At 38.1% G+C, this 16958-nt stretch carries 19 protein-coding genes; all 19 read right to left on the reverse strand.

Annotated features, from left to right (window positions below; all coding sequences use genetic code 11):
- Positions 1-2: 2 nt before the first annotated feature.
- The 19 genes from VEB00_08375 to fliM all read right to left on the reverse strand — a co-directional run bounded on the left by VEB00_08375 (position 3) and on the right by fliM (position 16947).
- Positions 3-743: a FliA/WhiG family RNA polymerase sigma factor gene (locus VEB00_08375; protein ID HYF83027.1), complete on the reverse strand. Its 741-nt coding sequence runs from the start codon at positions 741-743 to the stop codon at positions 3-5.
- 24 nt (positions 744-767) lie between these two features.
- A complete protein-coding gene (locus tag VEB00_08380; protein HYF83028.1) occupies positions 768-1157 on the reverse strand; it encodes a hypothetical protein in 390 nt (129 codons plus the stop codon).
- A gap of 180 nt (positions 1158-1337) precedes the next feature.
- Positions 1338-1823, reverse strand: a complete 486-nt coding sequence (locus tag VEB00_08385) for a chemotaxis protein CheD (protein HYF83029.1) — start codon at positions 1821-1823, stop codon at positions 1338-1340.
- 1 nt (position 1824) lies between these two features.
- Positions 1825-2439, reverse strand: a complete 615-nt coding sequence (locus VEB00_08390) for a chemotaxis protein CheC (GenBank protein ID HYF83030.1) — start codon at positions 2437-2439, stop codon at positions 1825-1827.
- Positions 2440-2483: 44 nt separating this feature from the next.
- Positions 2484-2927 carry a chemotaxis protein CheW gene (locus VEB00_08395; GenBank protein HYF83031.1) on the reverse strand — a complete coding sequence of 148 codons (444 nt, stop codon included), beginning with the start codon at positions 2925-2927 and terminating at the stop codon, positions 2484-2486.
- Between the two features lie 13 nt (positions 2928-2940).
- Positions 2941-4959 carry a chemotaxis protein CheA gene (locus VEB00_08400; GenBank protein ID HYF83032.1) on the reverse strand — a complete coding sequence of 673 codons (2019 nt, stop codon included), beginning with the start codon at positions 4957-4959 and terminating at the stop codon, positions 2941-2943.
- Positions 4960-4963: 4 nt separating this feature from the next.
- The gene (locus tag VEB00_08405) at positions 4964-6049 is read right to left on the reverse strand and encodes a chemotaxis response regulator protein-glutamate methylesterase (GenBank protein ID HYF83033.1); all 1086 of its coding nucleotides are present in this window, start codon (positions 6047-6049) and stop codon (positions 4964-4966) included.
- A 2-nt stretch (positions 6050-6051) separates the two neighbouring features.
- Positions 6052-6720 (reverse strand): PilZ domain-containing protein, encoded by a 669-nt coding sequence (locus tag VEB00_08410; GenBank protein HYF83034.1) that lies wholly within the window; start codon positions 6718-6720, stop codon positions 6052-6054.
- 106 nt (positions 6721-6826) lie between these two features.
- On the reverse strand, positions 6827-7729 hold the full coding sequence (locus VEB00_08415; protein ID HYF83035.1) for a MinD/ParA family protein: 903 nt from the start codon (positions 7727-7729) through the stop codon (positions 6827-6829).
- Positions 7713-8954 carry a flagellar biosynthesis protein FlhF gene (gene flhF, locus VEB00_08420; protein HYF83036.1) on the reverse strand — a complete coding sequence of 414 codons (1242 nt, stop codon included), beginning with the start codon at positions 8952-8954 and terminating at the stop codon, positions 7713-7715. The genes VEB00_08415 and flhF overlap by 17 nt, the downstream gene beginning before the upstream one ends.
- Positions 8954-10981 (reverse strand): flagellar biosynthesis protein FlhA, encoded by a 2028-nt coding sequence (flhA, locus tag VEB00_08425; GenBank protein HYF83037.1) that lies wholly within the window; start codon positions 10979-10981, stop codon positions 8954-8956. The genes flhF and flhA overlap by 1 nt, the downstream gene beginning before the upstream one ends.
- Positions 10982-10995: 14 nt before the next feature.
- A complete protein-coding gene (gene flhB / locus VEB00_08430; GenBank protein HYF83038.1) occupies positions 10996-12087 on the reverse strand; it encodes a flagellar biosynthesis protein FlhB in 1092 nt (363 codons plus the stop codon).
- Positions 12084-12869: a flagellar biosynthetic protein FliR gene (gene fliR / locus VEB00_08435; GenBank protein HYF83039.1), complete on the reverse strand. Its 786-nt coding sequence runs from the start codon at positions 12867-12869 to the stop codon at positions 12084-12086. The genes flhB and fliR overlap by 4 nt, the downstream gene beginning before the upstream one ends.
- Before the next feature lie 2 nt (positions 12870-12871).
- Complete coding sequence (fliQ, locus tag VEB00_08440; protein HYF83040.1) at positions 12872-13141, reverse strand: flagellar biosynthesis protein FliQ; 270 nt, start codon at positions 13139-13141, stop codon at positions 12872-12874.
- A gap of 14 nt (positions 13142-13155) precedes the next feature.
- Positions 13156-13920 (reverse strand): flagellar type III secretion system pore protein FliP, encoded by a 765-nt coding sequence (fliP, locus tag VEB00_08445; protein HYF83041.1) that lies wholly within the window; start codon positions 13918-13920, stop codon positions 13156-13158.
- On the reverse strand, positions 13913-14365 hold the full coding sequence (gene fliO, locus VEB00_08450) for a flagellar biosynthetic protein FliO (protein ID HYF83042.1): 453 nt from the start codon (positions 14363-14365) through the stop codon (positions 13913-13915). The genes fliP and fliO overlap by 8 nt, the downstream gene beginning before the upstream one ends.
- Positions 14366-14383: 18 nt before the next feature.
- Entirely contained in the window at positions 14384-14746 is a 363-nt protein-coding gene (locus VEB00_08455; GenBank protein HYF83043.1) for a response regulator, read from the reverse strand.
- Between the two features lie 37 nt (positions 14747-14783).
- Complete coding sequence (fliY, locus tag VEB00_08460) at positions 14784-15959, reverse strand: flagellar motor switch phosphatase FliY (protein HYF83044.1); 1176 nt, start codon at positions 15957-15959, stop codon at positions 14784-14786.
- The gene (gene fliM / locus VEB00_08465) at positions 15952-16947 is read right to left on the reverse strand and encodes a flagellar motor switch protein FliM (protein ID HYF83045.1); all 996 of its coding nucleotides are present in this window, start codon (positions 16945-16947) and stop codon (positions 15952-15954) included. Before fliM ends, fliY begins: the two co-directional genes overlap by 8 nt.
- Positions 16948-16958 lie beyond the last annotated feature (11 nt).

Consider the following 16958-nt stretch of genomic DNA (forward strand, 5'->3'; position numbering starts at 1 on the left):
CATCATTCAAATGCGATTTTGAATCTGTTCTTAAGCCTTATAATTGCTTTAGTATGCAGCTGCGATACTCTCGACTCTGATATATTGAGAAGCTTTCCTATCTCTTTATATGTAAGCTCATCATAATAATAGAGTGATACTACCTTTTTCTCTTTTTCAGGCAATGTGCTGATAGCATCTGTCAGTATTTCTGTAACTTCGATATTTTCAACCACACTCTCAGGTGTCTCTATCTGTTTATCCTCTTCGCTGCTGGTTACATCTCTCTTCTGTTCAAGTAAATCATCCAACGATACTATTGAGTATGTTGTTATATTCTGTATCTTCTTCTGAAAATCCTCTATTGATAATCCGAAGCTATCTGCCATTTCCTCATCGTTAGCAGGTCTGCCAAGCTTGTTCTCCATCTCATAATATGCTTTTTCAATTTCTTTTGATTTTTGTCTTACAGATCGGGGAAGCCAATCTATAGCTCTGAGTTGGTCTATAATAGCGCCTCTGATCCTTAGTTGGGCATAGGTATCAAACTTTACTCCCCTGGAAAAGTCATATTTATCGATAGCATCAATCAAGCCAAATATGCCATAGCTTACGAGGTCGTCGAATTCAACGTTGCTTCCATAGCTTGCATACAGCCTGCCTGCTACAAACTTAACCAGATATGTATATTTAAGTATAAGCTCTTCGCGTATACCTGCATCCTTTGTTTTGGAATATGTTTCCCATAGATTGATAAGATCCATGATATACCTCCGTAGTGTGTATTGTTAGTCCTGTTCATTCTGATCGTACTCGCCCATATAAACAGGATTTACTTCAACAAATTCATTGTCATCGCCATCATCCATGCTCATAAATTCTTCATCGTCTAGAGGAGGTACCTTTATATCCAACATAGATTTGTTAACATTGTGGTTTTCTTCTAATTCTGCTGTTCTTCCATCCTTATCACGGGTGGTCTTGCCTAGGTTGCTGCATTCTACAGCATTTTTAACTGTTTTCGTAACCATATAACCGAATATACCGAATACTATAGTTACAACAATACATCTAATCATAAGTGCAGAAAAATTTATGTTGCTGCTAACTCCGATTGCAATATTTATCAATAGTGCAGTAAGTACTATTATTATTGGCATGTTATCGGTGATATTCATCTCAGAAAACTCCATTCAATATATTTCGTACGAAATATATCCCTTGATTAAGGCTTTGTCGCCGGAGGGACAATGCCAGTATGTTTTGTGAAAAGTACATTTTTGATAACACAAATGCAGATGCTTCTACTGCTTTGTTATGATAAATACTTCACAACATACATGCTATACTTTGCATTATTATATCTGTTTCATTCCATAACCTATTGTTTTTATTAATAATATACCAGTCTCTGAATATAATTCAATAGTACGTCCATAATTCCCCCCAGTGTCCTCTGCAATTATAGGAACATTGAGTGACTTCAAGGTCTCTTTTGTAGCTGTTACATTTCTTGCACCTATCCTCATGATGTCACTTGCATCATTGAAATTGAACATTTGAGAGCCCCCAGCTATTTTACTTACTAGCTTGCTTCTTTTTGCACCCATTTTGATCATATCTTCAATAAGCTTTATTATTCCAGTGTCTGCAAACTTTGCTATGTTGCTGTTATTCTTTATTTGTGCGCTGCTTGGGAGCATTATATGTGCCAGTCCTGAAATCTTTGTAGATGGATCATAAAGACAAATCCCGACACAGGAACCAAGTCCAAGTGTAGTGAGTATCCCGGGACTATATGCAGTATTAAGATCTGCCATTCCAACTTTAATTAACTCAGCCATTTTAAATTACTCCCAAACTCTTAAGTAAAATTTCGAATGAATCCTCATCTGGAATCAAGAAAAAGTTTCCTTTTACATGATTTGTACCCTCATTAAAGTCAGTTTCAATAAGCATAACCTTATCCCCAACCTGTCCAAAGAGTATGACAGGTACGCTCAAAATTGCTCCCGCCATATCCATTGCCAGGGAAGGTATTGATACGATAAGCTTCAGATTTGTTAAAGTCGATAATGAAGACAAGTAAGAACCCGCTAAAATATTGCCGACTTCCTGCAATGCAGAAAAATCCATCTCATCCAATTCTCCATCATCATCCGGTTTGCCCATAAGTAAACTTGTCAGTAGTTTAGCAGATTTTTTGTCAAGCAAAAACATTATGCTCCCAGTTATATCGCCGGTTACTTTGAAGTAAATGCCTATTACCTCGACTTCAGGTCCGCCTACCAGCTCAGAAACATTTTTAAACTCTAGGATATTGACCTTTGGAACGTCCATATCGATTCTTTTGGATATCATTTTGGATAAAGCCGTAGCGGCATTGCCTGCTCCAATATTCCCTATCTCCCTTAAGACATCAATTTGAAGACTGTTTAAATCGTCAATTGATATACCCATTACATCACGTCCTTTTCTCTAACGAATAGGATAGATTCCCTTTTTTATACTGCGGAGTTGGTAACTATTTTCACTATATCCAACAATATGATGAGTCTTTGTCCGACTTTACCTATACCATAAATATTCCCTTGGTCTACGCTTCCAACTCCATCCGGTGCTTCTTCTATAGCTTCACTGCTTATATCTATTACCTCGGAGGAAGTGTCGACAACTAACCCAACAGTAATGTCATCAACTGAAACTATTATGATTCTAGTACTGTTATTTTCAGCACCCTCAGAAAGGTTGAATTTTTTTCGAAGTTCAATTACAGGAATGACTTCACCTCTGAGATTTATTACGCCGCGTACAAAATGTGCTGCTTTGGGAACTCTGGTTATACTCATCATTTCCTTGATTTCTTTAACTCTTAAGATATCGATTCCATATTCCTCATTTTCCAATCTAAATACAACGTATTGCTTTATATATGCTGCCGTTTCCATTGTGTGCACCCCCTTATACCAAAGAATTTGTATCAACGATTAATGCTACCTGTCCATCGCCTAGGATGGTTGCGCCTGCTATAAATTTGATACCTGACAAGAATTTGCCCAAGGTCTTTATTACTATTTCCTGCTGTCCGATCAAGCTGTCCACAATGAATGCTGCATTCTTATCGCCTTTTTTCACAACAACAGCGGTAAGTTCTTCACTTGCATCACTATTAACATTAGCGACCTCCAGCATCCTTCCCAGTCTTACAATCGGTATTACGCTGTTTCTGTTCAGTACAACATCCTGCCCATGTACGTTCCTTATGGTTGATGCGTTTATAGTTGTAATATCTCTAATTACATTTAGTGGTAATGCATACTTCTCATCACCGATTGTAACAAGAAGCGCCTGAATGATAGCAAGAGTGAGAGGCAGTCTTATTATGAACTTGCTTCCTTTTCCCTTTGAGTTTTCTACTTCTACTATACCGTTAAGGGATTCTATCTTTGTCTTAACAACATCAAGTCCAACTCCTCTGCCTGAGAGGTCAGAAATCTTATCTGCAGTGCTGAAACCAGGTCTGAACAGCAGTTCAATAGCATCTTTCTCATCCAGTTCACTGGCTTCGTTCACTGAAATAAGTCCTCTTTCTATTGCCTTTTTCTTCACTTTCTCTACATCTATGCCTTTTCCATCATCTTCAACTTCAATAACTACACTGTTTCCATCCTGGTAAGCCCTAAGATTAACTATTCCGGTGGCTGTCTTGTTGACTTTGACTCTTTCTTCCCTCTCTTCAATTCCATGGTCTATGGCGTTTCTAATCAAGTGTATAAGAGGATCGCCGATTTCATCTATAACTGTTCTGTCCAGTTCTGTCTCTTCACCCGACATATTGAGGGTTATATCCTTTGAAAGATCTTTGGACAAGTCTCTTACCATTCTGGGGAACCTATTGAATACTCTTTCTATCGGTACCATTCTTACCTTCATAACTGCATCATGCAGGCTGGTAGTGATTCTTTCCAGATATTCTACTGCTTCTGTCATATCTTGATTCTTTGAATCATTGCCGACGCCTTCAAGTCTTGTTTTTATAATTATAAGCTCGCTTACAAGGTTCATAAGGTTGTCCAGCCTGTCAATATCCACCCTTACTGTTTTGCCCATTTTGGCCTTTTTGCCGGCTGTCTCTTCATTATTTTCTTTTTCATCCCCCGAAGTCGCTGGTGTATCTTTTTCCACTGCAGAATCAAGCTCAATATTCTGATTACTCTCTGCTTCAGCAGCTACTTCGATTTTTTCAAATCTTGCCTCAATTATTTCTGAGATAGATTCCAATTCTTTCTTTATTAAAGCTTCAGGTTCTTTTGTAACAATTGCTATTGTAAATTCATTATCAAATTTTTCGTCTTCAATATCCTCAACCTTTGGTACTGCTTTGAATATCTCAGCATATCTCTCTACAGTCTGAAAAACAATAAAGGCTCTGGCAGATTTCAGCATGCAGTCACTTGCAAGCATCACTCTAACTTTATAAACCCCCATACCCTGTTGTGTTGCTTTTCTTACTATGTTTTCATCGTATTGATTCAGCTTCATCAATTCATCCTGTTTGCCAGGAGCAGCCTCAACCTTCTTCACTTCTTCTGCTGGTTTTTTCAAAAGTATCCCATTAAGACTTGCAATAATGGCATCTGCCTTATTGCTGCCTTCTTGCCCGGTGCTGGAGATTGTGCCAATAGAATTATCCAAATAGTCAAGACACTCAAACAAAATATCTACAATTGAGGTATTTACATCAACCTTGCTATTTCTAATGGCATCCAGTACATCTTCCATTCGATGAGTGAGGCTTGTAATCCCTGTATAGCCCATTGTTCCTGCCATACCTTTTAGTGTATGCGCTACCCTGAATATTTCATTTAGTATTTTCATATCCTTCGGGTTTGTTTCTAGGCCTAGCAAGCTCTGATTCAGCAACTGCAAATGCTCCTGCGATTCTTCTATGAAAATTTCCATATATTGATTCATGTCCATAGTATTACACCCCCATGTTTTTTAATATTTCTGCAGTTATATTATGTAAAGGAGCTATAGTATCGATAGCGCCAATGTTTACTGCTGATTTTGGCATTCCGTATACTACGCAGGTATTCTCATCCTGCGCTACGGTTTTTCCCCCAGCTTTTTTAATCTTTAATATGCCCTCACTACCGTCACTTCCCATACCCGTCATCATTACAGCTATGATGTCCTTATGCCCACATTCTGCCACTGAATTCATCATAACATTTACTGATGGTCTATGTCCAGTTACTGGAGATTCCTTATTTATAGATATTTTATATTCATCATTAAGTACTTTATTAACCACCATATGGTAATCACCTGGAGCTATGTAAGCCCAACCTGGCTTTAGTACATCACCCTCTTCGGCTTCTTTGACATTTATATGTGATAAACTATCCAACCTTGCTGACAGTGATTTTGTAAAGCCTGGGGGCATATGCTGCACTACCAGCACTGCTGCAGGAATATCCTCAGGGAGTTTCGTAAGTACCTCCTGAAGTGCCCTTGGCCCCCCAGTGGAGGTGCCTATCGCAATCAGATATTTTAAGCTTTCTTTTGAACCGACTCTTGCTGCAGTGTTTTTTTTTATTACAGGAAGAATGCCCTTGAACTGTGTCTGAGGGAAATATCCTCCTGTTGACTTTCCTATGGAATTTATCTTCTTTGTAAGCTCATCCTTTATATGCTCTGCATCAAAGTTAAGTATTGAGGCGGTAGGTTTTGCAACAAAATCCAGAGCTCCAAGCTCAAGAGCCTTTATTGTGGCTTCACCGCCCTCATATGTTAAGCTTGAAAGCATTATTATCTTTGGTACAGGTCTTAGCTTCATAAGCTCAGCCAGTGTCTCCAGACCATTCATAACAGGCATTTCAACATCTAGCGTAATTATATCCGGCTTCACGGCTATTGCCTTCTCCATACCTTCCTTGCCATTTCTTGCTGTAGCTGCTACTTCAATATTTCCATCACTATTCAGCATATCAGAGATTATTCTTCTCATAAATGCTGAATCATCTATTATAAGTACTCTAATTTTTTTATCTGCAGAGGTAACCATATTTATACTAACCCTTTCTTTATCAGCCTGCGCTGTTCCTCAAATATATATTTGGAAACCTCATTTCTTTCAAAATCACTCATCCTGTCAAATCTTACACCATAACCATATGGTGCTCTGGAATTTCCAGTGAGAGTTCTACGAACGACTATTCCAAATACTATCAGCTTCTTGCCATTCAAATTGAGCGTAATTTCAAGCATATCCTTTTCCTGCAGCTCTTTAACAGAACTGAGATGAAGTCCTCCAGCGCTGATATCATGCAGATTGCATCTGAATTTTTCACTATACTTTCTTGCCTTAAGGTCTTCTACTTGCGCAGCTTCAACATCTTTCATAAGCTTTAGCCTGTAGAAATCTCTCCTTTGTATCTTGTTTATTTCCGTAAGCAATTTCAGCCTATAAAGCGGTATTTTACCGAAAAGCCTTTCATGTAGAACAGCTCTAAGCTCATACACGGCTTCACCCTTTGATGATACTACTAGCTTTAACATAGTATCTTGTTTCAGGTAAATATCTTGATTCTTATGTATAGGTATTAACACATCTAAATAATCATTATTATGAAGCTCAATCACCTGACTTGTGTATCCATGCAGGTGCCCGCTTGCATCTATATATTCCATTAGAATTTTTTCTCCAACTGTGAAATATTTCTTCAAGTCAAACATACCGATTCTCCTTAAGAAGTAAATAGTACAAGTATATGTTCCATTTGCTCATACTTGCGTTTATATGCTGTAATCATTATAAAACTTTTGAAGAAATTCGTATGAGCTAATTAAATAAGTTGGTGAGCTTGTTTATGAATACTTTTATTCCGGACGCCGAATTTGTGCTTAGCTCTTTATTATCCATAAGCGTTAGAGCTATGTCATTCAGATTCTTTGAAGCTTCGCTTCTGCTGAAACTTATTACAAAGGGCTGCTGGATCTTCACTGCTTTTGTTACATTAGCATCATTCAGAATGTAACCCAGCTTCTGCAGCTTAACACCAAGGAATTTCTGAGTTACAACATTAAGCTTATCCAATATGTTGAAGGCTTCAGCAGCATTATCAGCCCTATTTACTACAACCTTAATTATCTTCATTTTGTCTTTATGTGTAATTGTTTTTATCAGAGCATATGCATCTGTTATTGATGTAGGTTCGGGCGTAGTCACCAGTATGACCTCTCTGGCCGCATGCACAAAGCTTATGACATTATCCGACAGCCCTGCTCCAGTGTCTATTAGTATTATATCAGCTTCCTCATCAAGCTTTCCAAGCTTCATCAGTAAATCTACCAGCTGAGTTTTGTTAAGCTTTACCAGCTCTTGAACTCCCGATCCTCCCGAAATGAATTTTACTCCGTTTGGACCCTCCTCAAGTATCTCAAGTATATCCTTGTTGCTGTTTATTACATCAGATAAATTGTATTTGGACATTTTGCCCATTACTACATCTACATTTGACAAACCAAGGTCAGCATCTATTATCACTACTCTGAGACCCATTTGTGCAAATTTTATACCCAGGTTAACGGTAAAATTTGTCTTTCCTACACCGCCTTTACCGCTGGTTATCGTAATTACTCTTGATCCCGGTTTATCAGTCAAGCTGCCTGTGCTTTTCTCATCATCTTTATAATCCTTAATGCTGCTAATTATCTCTCTTAGTCTCTCAGCTTGATCTTTCATATAACTTATCTCCCAACAAACAATTTATTATCTTGCTATTATCTGCAATTTCAATGTCATCAGGCACGCTTTGTCCGGTAGTGATATATGAAATAGGCTTTTTTGTAATGTAAGCAACATTTAGGATTACGCCAAAGGCGGATGTCTCATCCAGCTTAGTAAAAAGCAGCTTGTAATCATCTAGAAAACTGTAGCTCTTTATTATCTCTATGCAGTCTGAAAATTTTGTCGTGGCACTCATTACCAGGTACACTTCATAGTCAATACTGGATTTTATAAGAGTCTTCAATTCCATAAGCTGATATTTATCCTTATGGCTTCTGCCTGCAGTATCAACAAGTATCAAATCCTTATTGCTGTAAGTCTCTATAGCATTAAGAATTTCTGCCGGTGTATATATTATGGATAAAGGAACCCCGATTATCTCGCTGTACGTCTTAAGCTGTTCAACCGCTGCTATTCTGTATGTATCAGAGGTTATAAGAGCAACCTTCTTTTTCTCTGTCAAAACCATGTTTGCCGCTAGCTTGGCAAGGGTAGTTGTCTTTCCGACCCCAGTTGGACCTATTACAATTATTACCTTTTTGTCCTTAGTGAAGGAAAATGGTTCGGGCTCCTTCATATACTTGCTTAATATATTATAGATGGTGTTCCTCACAATGGCCTCGCTTTGTTGTTTCTCGCTGTCCAAAGTCTCAATAAGCTTCTCTTTTATCTCATTGACGATTACCTTATCAACTTCATAATCTTCCAGAGCCTTTAAATATTTCTTCACTATATCAGACAGTCTAGTATTTTCATAATCTACCTTTACAGCATCATAAACCTTGTTGAGCATGTTTTTGAGCTCCATAAAATCCTGCTGCAGCAGCTCTTTGTCATCGTTATGTGTTTGCTGCTTGATGCTCTCCCTTGGCACATTCTTCTGAACCTGCATATTTGCATTAAGCTCGCTTATAAAGCTGCTTGCACTATTGTTATTGTACTCCTCTTTAATATGCTGCGCTGAAGGCCTTATATCTTGAGCTTTGTTCTGCTTGGCACCTGATGAAATATCACTGTCGATGGTTGCAACAACTTCAACAAGCGGCTTCGAAAAGAAACCCATCAAGCCCTGCTTTCTGATCTTTCTGGTATTTAATATTATTGCGTCTCTGCCCAGGTCCGATTTTACTTTTTGCAATGCCTCCTGAGCTGTTTCTCCCACATATCTTTTTACTTTCACTATATACTCACCACCCCTACTGATTGTACCTCAACTGATGTATCCAATTCGTTATATGACAACACTACGAGTCCTGGGGCAACCTGATCTATCATCCTCTTAAAATAGAGTCTGACTACGGGAGATGCCAGTATGATCGGCTGCTCTCCTATTGAATTCAGTTTCTGCACCTCTTTAAGCAGATTATTGATTATCCTCTGTGCTGAACTGGGATCTAAATTAAGAAAAGAACCATATTCTGTCTGCTGCACCGAGTCCATTATTATTTGTTCCAAACCTGCATCCAATGTTATTACTTTTGCCTGTTTGTCAAATATAAAGCGTTTAGTAATATTTCTTTTCATTGATTGTCTTACATATTCCGTAAGCATGTCAGTATCTTTCGTCATTGGTGCATAATCTGCAAGTGTCTCCATTATTGTCACCATATCCCTTATGGAAACACCTTCCTTAAGCAGATTTGCCAGAACCTTTTGAACATCTCCGATGCTGAGCATCTTTGGTATGACGTCATCTACCAGTGCAGGATAGCTTTCCTTAATATTGTCTATGAGCTTTTGAACATCCTGCCTTCCAAGCAGCTCGTGAGCATAGTTCTTAATGATCTCGGTAAGATGTGTGGCAATTACAGAAGGTGGATCCACCACTGTATAACCCATCATCTCAGCTCTCTCCTTCTGATTTTCATTAATCCAAACAGCAGGTAATCCGAAGGCCGGCTCGGTAGTCTTTATTCCTTCAAGTTCGCCATCGGCAGTACCTGGGTTCATCGCCAGGAAATTATCAAACATCAGCTCGCCGCTTGCTACTTCTATGCCTTTTATTTTAATTACATATTCATTAGGTCTGAGCTGTATATTATCTCTGAGCCTTATAACAGGAACGATTACTCCCAAGTCCAGAGCACATTGTCTTCTAATCATTACTACCCTGTCCAACAAATCTCCGCCTTGACTGGCGTCAGCCAGGGGTATTATTCCATATCCAAACTCAAGCTCTATAGGGTCTACCTGTAGTAGTGTCATTACGTTTTCTGGCTTTCTGATTTCTTCAACTTCGATGTCCTGTGCTTTAATTTCCTCATCCTTCGCTGCGCTCTTTATTGTTCTTTGTAATGAGTAGCCCATGAATGCCAGGAAAGATGCAAGGATAATATTTGGTATCATCGGAAGTCCTGTAAATGCCAATAAGAATAGAGTTCCAGCTGTAATATAAAGCACTTTTGGCTCCGCTAATAACTGTGAAATAATATCAGTTCCAAGATTAGACTCTGAAGCTGCCCTTGTTACAACCATACCTGCAGCTATTGAAATAAGCAGTGCTGGTATCTGACTGACCAAGCCATCTCCTATAGTCAATATAGTGAATTTTGAAAGAGCTTCTGAAAAACCCAAGCCCATCTGAAGCATGCCAATAGCAAATCCGGCTGTGATATTTATAACAGTAATTATTATACCCGCTATTGCGTCACCCTTTACAAACTTGCTGGCTCCATCCATTGCTCCATAAAAATCAGCTTCCCTCTGTATCTTTTTTCGTCTGTCCTTTGCTTCAAATTCACTTATAAGTCCGGTGTTCAAATCTGCATCTATAGCCATCTGCTTACCAGGCATTGCATCGAGGGTGAATCTTGCTGAAACCTCAGCAACCCTCTCTGAACCCTTAGTGATAACCATGAACTGCACTACTATAAGAATTAAAAACATTATAAATCCGACTATCGCATTGCTGCCTGTGACAAAGTTGCCAAAGGCATTTACAACTTCTCCTGCATAGCCCGTCCCCAGTATCAGCCTTGTGGTTGAGAAGTTTAATGACAGGCGAAACAGAGTAGTTATCAGCAGCATCGTTGGAAATATAGAAAACTGCAGCGGCTCCTTAATATACATAGATAATAAAAATATTACAAGTGACAATGAAATATTCAATGTCAACAGTATATCCAGTAAAAATGTAGGCACCGGTACTACTATAAGCATTATTATAGCTACTATTGCAATAGCTACCATATCACTAGATCTGCCCATATATTAGTCTCCTTCTATTTTTCTCTCAAGCTATATACAAATGCCAACACTTCAGCAACAGCCTTGTATAATTCACTAGGAATTTTCTCGCCAATGTCAACGCTTTTATACAATGCTTGAGCAAGAGGCTTGTTTTCAACAACTGGAACCTTATTTTGTTTTGCTGTTTCCTTTATCTTTTGTGCAATAAGATCCTTGCCTTTTGCAATTACCATTGGCGCTTCAGATGCTTTTGCATCATATTTGACAGCAATTGCAAAGTGGGTCGGGTTTGTAATTATTACATCCGCATTAGGGACTTCTGCCATCATTCTTCTTAAAGACAGCTGTCTTTGCTTCTCTCTTATCTTTGACTTGATTTGCGGATTACCTTCTATCATTTTGTATTCATCTTTAATTTCCTGCTTAGACATTCTAATATTTTTTTCATAGTCCCATATTTGATAGCCATAATCAAAAACTGATAGTACGAGAAGCACCACAGCAGCTCTTATGCCAATATTTATAATAGTGTTTCCGATAAATACACTTGTACTTTCTATATTCATATTGAGAAGCTCAGGTACAATCTTGATATTATCATCCAAATAATCATATACTACATAGCCTATGATTCCTATTTTCAGTATTGATTTTACCAACTCCACAAAAGCTGTCTTGGAAAACAATTTCTTAAATCCCTCAATCGGGTTCATTTTATTCAGACTGGGCATTAAGGGTTTCGTTGTAAAAACAACTCCTACCTGTAAGTAGTTAACAATAATTGCGACTAAAGCAATTATTATCAGAATCGGTGCAAGAACCTTAGCTAAAATAAGCATAAGCTGAATTAATAATTGCATTATATTTTCAGTTGTGAATCTGGAGTCGATATCTTTTTGAAAACTAAGATAGCTTTTCATTGTAAAAATCATATCTTTGAAAATATAACCTGAAAGCAGCTTCATACTCCAGAATGAAATCAGCAATATCAACGAAGTATTCAATTCCTTACTTCTCGGAATTTGTCCCTTCTCCCGCATCTCGTGCCTTCTCTTTGCTGTTGCGGGCTCGGTTTTTTCGCCGAAAAGCTGCAGGTTTATCTTAAAATCAATTAAATAGCTCATCCTTTAGCCATACTCCTTATTATTAAGTAGATATAGCCATACATCCTGTCAAAGGTCACCGCCATAATCTGTACAAATATAGGAATCATTACGTATAGAGTAAGAAGTCCAATACCTATCTTTAATGGAATACCCACCACAAATACATTCATCTGTGGAACTGTCTTTGATAGTATCCCCAGGGCAACCTCTGCCAGTAGGGCTGCTGCCAAAACAGGTATGCTGATTTTAAACCCTATGACAAATACATCTGTGAAAATTGTTGTAATGTTGTTTAACATGGCTTCTGTAAACGCAAAGCCGTTAATGGGCAAAACACTGTAGCTCTTGAATAGTGCTGAGATTAACATATGATGTCCATCTATAGCAAGGAAGAACAAAGTTGCCAGTATATATATAAAGTTTCCTGTTATAGGAATCTGGGTATTCATTGTCGGATCCAGGACATTTACCATTCCGAAGCCTATCTGTATATCAATTATTTGGCCTGCCACATAAAGAGCTGAAAATACTAAAAAACTTACATAACCAATTATAATTCCGACTAAAAATTCTTTAGATGCTAAAACTGCAAAGCTTAGTAAGTTGGTATACTCTACTTTGACATCTCCAAGCAGAGGAACCAGTATGTATGAGCAGAAGAATGCAAGACCGATTTTTAAATATGAGGGCATTTCTCTTCTTCCAAATACGGGTGTTATCACAAAAAGCGATGACATTCTCACAAAAACCAAAAGCAGTATTAGGAATTTATCAACTAAAATAACACTAATACTATCCATAACTATTTAATATATGTAGGAATATTCTCAAATAGCTTTACAGTAAATTCATACATAATGTTCATCATCCAAGGTCCGAAAATAAGCATGGTCAAGGAAATTGTTATTATTTTCGGTATGAATGATAATGTAGGCTCCTGTATTTGTGTGGTTGCCTGCACTATGCTTACTATAAGGCCAACGAGAAGTCCTAATCCCAATATTGGCGCTGAAATCATTAATACCACCTTAATTGCTTCTTGTGCTACATCAATTACTACACCTTGATTCATGGACAACACCTCAATTATTTAAATCCCATTATGAGAGATTTGACTATTAGATTCCAGCCATCGACCATTACAAAAAGCAGTATTTTAAAAGGCATTGATATCATGATAGGCGGCAGCATCATCATACCCATTGACATAAGAGTACTGGCCACAACCATATCAATCATTAAAAACGGTATATATAAGAAAAAACCAATCTCAAAGGCTGTTTTAAGCTCGCTTATAATAAATGCTGGTATAAGCGTAGAGGTTGGTATATCACTCTTGGCTAAAGGCTGGTTTACCTGCCCCAGCTTCAGGAATAACGCCAAGTCTTTTTCTCTTGTATATTTGAACATAAAAGTACGAACAGGTTGAACAGCCTTTTCTATAGCTACTTCTTGAGTAATCACACCATTTGTATATGGCTTGAAAGCCGTTTCATTTATTTCCGTTATTACCGGTGACATTATGAAGAAGGTTAAGAATAGTGCAAGACCTATAAGAACTTGGTTTGGCGGCATCTGCTGAGTACCTAATGCATTTCTTGTAAAGGACAGTACAATTATAATCCTTGTAAAAGAAGTAAGCATTATTAGAAGTGACGGTGCTAGTGACAGTATTGTCAACATGAACATTATCTGCACACTCATTGCGACGTCCTTCGGGTTATCAGCAGCCTCAATATCCAATCCTATCTTAGGTATTGGAAGCGGGTCGCACCAAGCACTAAAGGTCACTGCTGGAAGTATTAAGGCTATAAATAATGCAATTATTATAATACTTTTTCTCTTAAACATCTATTTTGTTCCCTCTAACAATAGATTTTAATTTGTCCAGGTTACGCTTTATTGAGTTCATACCCTCGCTTTCATTTCCAGTTTTCAGCTTGTCCATGTATGACTCAATGCTTTCCCCGTCCATATTGTTATATACTTCACTTGCATTGCTGAGTGTCAGCTTTTCTTTATCAACTGCTGTAAGCATAGTTAATTCCTTTTGAGTATTTCCCAGCAGCAGATATTGCTCGCCAACCTTAACAAGCAAAAGGCTCTTATCAATTCCTAGAGGAATTGTTTCGACTATTTTGAGATTCTTATTATTAGCTGAGCTCAAACCTTTTCTTGCTAAATATTTGGTAACATAATACGCAGCACCCAGTATAACAGCTGTCATGAATAAAAAGTAAAGCGCCCCGTATATAGTACTGCCGACAGTCATTACATTACTAATTGTACCTATCATTTGACTACCTACTCCTTATTAGCCCAGCACCTTCTTAACAGCTTCTATAATTCTTTCTGCCTGGAAGGGCTTAACTATAAAATCCTTTGCTCCTGCCTGTATGGCTTCTATTACCATTGCTTGCTGTCCCATTGCAGAGCACATGATAACCTTTGCTGCACCATTCATTTTTTTGATTTCCTTAACCGCCTGTATTCCATCAACTTCTGGCATAGTAATATCCATTATAACCAAGTCTGGATTGAACTCTTTAAACTTTTCTATAGCTCTTGCTCCATTCTCCGCCTCACCGCAGATTTCAAAACCGTTTTTGGATAATACATCCTTAATCATCATTCTCATAAAAGCTGCGTCGTCAACAATCAGTATACCGTTAGCCATTTGAATACTTCCTCCTTGCATGTATTAATATTGTATGTTATTGAATTTTACTAAGGCGCTTTGATGCACTTACTATATCCGTTATCCTGACTCCAAAGCTCTCATCTATTACAACTACTTCACCCTTTGCGATGTACTTACCGTTTACCAATATATCCACTGGTTCTCCTGCCAGCTTGTCCAGCTCAAGTATAGTACCTGGTCCAAATTCCAGAATATCCTTTATAAGCTTCTTTGTACGTCCTAGTTCAACTGTGATCTCCAGCGGTACATCCATAATCAGCTCAATGCTTTCTTTTTCTACACTCCACTGATCACTGTCGAAAGTCTGGTATTGAACAGGCTGAACACTAACCACCTTGTGTTCTTCCCTTTTGACCGGCACATTTTCTTGGTTTTCATTATACCTGTTATTCAATATAGTCTGTTTTGGAGGCTGCTTCAGCTGACTGCTGGGTTTGTTAGCGGCTGCAGGTTTTATCTGTGGCTCTTGCTGCTTATCTTGCGATACTGGCCCTTCAGAAGCTGCCATACTATTAAGAAGATTGCTAACAAGATCCTTGGCAAATTCTATAGGTATTAACTGCATAATCTCACTGTCAATTAAATCTCCTATTTCCATCCTGAAGGCAATCTTGACAACCTTATCGTTTGAATCGAATTGCTTTAACTCTTCAAAGTTCTGAAAATATAATATAAATGCCTTAGGCGGAGATATATCTATCCTTTTATTGAACATAGTTGACAAGGATGTAGATGAGGAACCAATCATCTGGTTCATTGCTTCACCTATGGCGCTGAGATGAAGATCCCCTATGGGCTCATTGCTGTTTTCTCCCGAACCGCCCATCATAAGATCGGTGATAATTCTTACATCATCCTCTTTCATTATAAGAAGATTCGAGCCTTGTAAGCCTTCCTTGTAATGCACCTGCACTGCAACATATGGAGTACTGTATTCTTTTGAAAGTTCCTCCCAAGTTACAACAGATACTTTAGGCGTAGTAATGTTTACCTTGTTATTAAGGAGTGTAAACAGAGTTGTTGCTGAAGTACCCATGCTGATATTGCCTATCTCACCCAAAGCATCTTTTTCTTCGCTTGTAAGATCACTGCTTTGATCAGCCTGAGAAGATGAATTATCTTGAGGCACTTCTGCGCTGTCTCCCCTTAGAAGGGCATCAATCTCTTCCTGTGACAGCATTTCACTCATCGTAATCATCTCCTTTCTTTTCTACTTTCGTTATTTTTACTGAAACTCTACTCTTTTTTAATCCAGGCTTACCATGAAATTTTAAAAGATTGCCTACGTAAATTTTCAAATCTTCACTAACTGTAGTACTTAGCGGTACTACATCACCAATATTAAGTCCTATGAAATCTCTTACAGTAACCTCATTTTGCCCCAATACTACCCTCACAGGAAGCAGTGTACTTTGAATCTTCTTTTCTATTATCTTTAAGTCACTGCCGGTTATTTCCTTATTTATACCCGAGAACCAGAACTTTGTACTTAGCTTCGGTATTACCGGCTCAATAACCAAATGAGGTATGCAAATGTGAATCATTCCTTCAATATTACCAACCTTGGTATTTAAAGTTATTAGTGCAACAGTTTCATTTGGAGACATTATCTGAGCAAACTGCGGGTTCGTCTCTATTTTCTTAAGTCTCGGCTTCAGCTCTATTACATTTTTCCATGGGTCTTTAAAGTAACTTATTATTTGACCCATTATTTTCTCAATCAAGCTGAGCTCTATTTCTGTAAAACCTCTTGCCCTTTCAAATGCGTGGCCTGTGCCCCCAAGAACTCTTTCAATCATAGCAAATGATATAGATGGTGTCATTTCAACTATGATAGATCCACTTAAAGGAGAAAAGTCCACAATACCGAGAACAGACGGATTTGGCATAGAGTTGGTAAACTCATTGTATGTAAGCTGGTCAACTGATATTACTTCAATTTGTACCAAGGCTCTCAGATAACCTGAAAGATATGTCTGCAAAAGTCTCGAATAATTCTCATGTAATATTTGTAGCGTTCTTGTATGGTCCTTTGCAAACTTGTTCGGTATTTTGAAGTTATAGTCCTTGACTTTTCTTTCTTCTTTTTCTTCTTTTATTTCATGTACACTAATCTCACCTGAATTTAGTGCGCTTAACAGCGCATCTATCTCATTTTGCGAAAGAACCTCGGACACACTCTGCCACC

Source organism: Clostridia bacterium (assembly GCA_035628995.1).
GTDB lineage: Bacteria > Bacillota > Clostridia > Lutisporales > Lutisporaceae > BRH-c25.